Raw genomic sequence first — 2,737 nt, 5'->3', positions numbered from 1 at the left:
CGTCACAAGCGACCTTGCCCTCGTCCTCACCTACGCCCTCTCGCAGCAGGAGCGTGGGGACCGCGACTTCAGCCTGCTCCAGGCCGGATTTCGCTACCGCCTGCCGAACGGTGCCGTGGTCGGGGTGGCCGGAGGCGCCGGGCTGAACCGCGATACCCCCGCGCTCCAGATCTCGGTCGCCGTCCAGTTCGCCCTTGGGAACTAGCTCCGGACCTTACCATCAGGCCTCGGGCAGGGCGTCTGGCGGGGCCTCCACGACAATAGTCACTCGCGGCAGAGAGAGCCTACCGATCAGGCGCCAAACCCGGCAGCTGGCGTACTGGGGAAGCGATGGAAAGAAGGAGGCCACCAACAGGGGCTGAGGTCATGCTCCGCTTCTCGGCCTGTTCGCCGCAGGAAACAGGCACGGCAAAGCACGGAGGCAGCGGAAGGCCCCTCCCTGCACCACCCGGCGCCAGAGGCCGGCAGGCAAGCAGGGCAGGAGTGAGGCGCTGCTCTCCGCCTCATCAGCTCATCGCCGCCTGGGGGTCCATGTCCGCGTTCGGGAAGGCGACAACGTCGCGCGAATGGCCAGGACGGGCGCAAAGCCGTTTATCCTGGCTGTTGCCCAACAATGTCCGCTCGCCCACCGGAACTCGGCCATAGCGAACAATCGTGGCAAACACCTCCGCCCTGTTCTCCAGGCACGACGTTGCAGCGTTGTGGTGCGTGGGTGGCTGCTGGCAGGGCGGGGCGGGGCGGGCCCGAATTTATTGGATCGCGGACAAGTGGCGAGGGGAAGACCGACACCCTCCCCTGCCGCATTGGTCTTCAATCAAGTCGCCGATCCGCCGGTTAACAACCGATAAACGATCCCGCGCGACAACACATGCGCCCGCACTTCCTAAATGCCGTGTGCCGGTGCTGCCAAACCAGCATCTGGTGGCTCCAGGCCAAGCATGCGGGGTCCCGCTGCCTTTCGTCCGAAGGGACTTCTGCATGCCCGCTCCTAGGATTGACGCCGTTATCTGGGGCGCCTCGTTAGGTCCTCTCGGCGTCGGTGCTGTACTCACATTGACGCTGGATGCGAATGAGGGCGTCGCCGTCGACACCACGGCGGGAGCTCCGGTTCTGCGCCTCTCCAACGGAGCCATTGCCGTTTATGACGCCGCGGCTTCTGCGGCGACCAGCGCCGACAAGCTGGTATTTACCTATGTGGTCGGCACCGGCGCGGACACGCCGAACCTGCGCGTCTCTGCCCTGGAACTGAATGGCTCTGTGATCAGCGGGCACCTCGGTGGTTTCACAGTTCAGCCGGCCTTCCCGGCATCGGCCGACAATATCGCGGTGGCGGACGTCGACGGTGACGGAAACCCCGACATCGTCACCAGCAGTAGGTACGGCGGCACGATCACTGTGCTGAAGGGTGATGGCGCGGGTAACTTCGCTGCGCCGCAGTCCTTCGCTGCCGGTGAAAAGTCTATGGGCATCGCCCTGGGAGACGTGAACGGCGATGGCAAAATCGACGTTGTGGTGGGTGGGGAGCGGCTCTCAGGTTCCATCTCAGTGTTGCTGGGTGAAGGCGCGGGTCGCTTCGCCGCGCCGCAGTCCATCACCGCAATAGCCGGAACCTACACCAACGACGTTGCCCTCGCCGATGTCACGGGGGACGGCAAGCTCGACATCATCACCACAGGCAGCAATCACTCTGTTGGTGCGGTGCTGGTGGGCGACGGGGCGGGCCACTTCGCTGCGCCACAACCCTTCCAAGGTGGCAGGGCCGCGGAAGGCTTAGCCGTAGCGGATGTGACGGGCGACGGCAGGCCTGACATCATCGTGGCAGACGTGTTCGGGGGGATTCTCGTACTCACCGGCCAAGGAGCGGGCAGCTTCGCCGCGCCTCAAGCGGTGGGGAGCTTGTCAGGCGTCACCAGCCTTGCCGTTGCCGATATAACAGGTGACGGCAAGCTCGATATCGTCACAGGGAGCGAGTACTGGGGCAGCGGGGTCAAGGCTCTGGGAGGTGACGGGACAGGCCAGTTCAGCGCGCCTTACGTCGTCGGCGGCTTGGGCGGCTTCGCCAACCTGGACGGGAGCCGCGCCTTTGACGTCGCTGTGGCAGACGTCACGGCCGATGGACTGCCTGACATCCTCGCGGCAGGGGCAGGTAAAATCACGGTGCTCGCCGCCCAGGCTGATGGTCCCGGCCCCACACTGGACATCTCCACGGTGGCCACGGTCCCCAAAGTCAACGGCGGCATGATGGTGGACACGACCACTGTGGTGGTGGACACGACGGCCCCGAGGCTCGCTGGCTTCTCCGTGGTGGTGCGCGGCAGGGATCCAGCCGACCCTCTGCTACCTGGTGACCTCGCCAGGGTGACAGTGACCCTGACCGAGGCGGTCACCCTGTCGCCTGGGGGCCAGGCCGTACTGAACCTCTCCAACGGAGCAGTGCTTTCCGGCGGTACCATGAGCCAAGACGGGCACTCGCTGATGTACTGGTACAGGGTGACTGCTGCTGATGGTTCCTCTGAACTGAACTTAAACGGGCTCACCCTCAGCGCTGGCGCTACGCTCCGCGACCAAGCCGGCAACGACGTTCTGCTCACTGACATGGCAGCCGACCACCAAACCAGCGGCGCGCCGACCATCAATGGCACGGCCATCCGCGGCGAGGTGTTGGCAGCCTCGATCGGCACCCTGACCGACCCGGACGGGCTGGCCGCGGTGACCTGCCACTGGGAACGCGACGATG

Annotated in this window: 2 protein-coding genes; both read left to right on the top strand. The window is 65.4% G+C overall.

What is annotated here, in order from left to right; translation table 11 throughout:
- On the top strand, positions 1-205 hold a 205-nt coding region (locus ACFFIC_RS27780), incomplete at its 5' end, for a hypothetical protein (RefSeq protein WP_377050149.1).
- 848 nt (positions 206-1,053) lie between these two features.
- On the top strand, positions 1,054-2,737 hold a 1,684-nt coding region (locus ACFFIC_RS27775; protein WP_377056571.1), incomplete at its 3' end, for an FG-GAP repeat domain-containing protein.

Origin of the sequence: Muricoccus vinaceus (assembly GCF_042433125.1) — a bacterium.
GTDB classification, from domain to species: domain Bacteria; phylum Pseudomonadota; class Alphaproteobacteria; order Acetobacterales; family Acetobacteraceae; genus Roseomonas; species Roseomonas vinacea.
The sequence above is the reverse complement of the archived record's forward strand: the minus strand, read 5'-3'. Positions and strand labels throughout refer to the sequence as shown.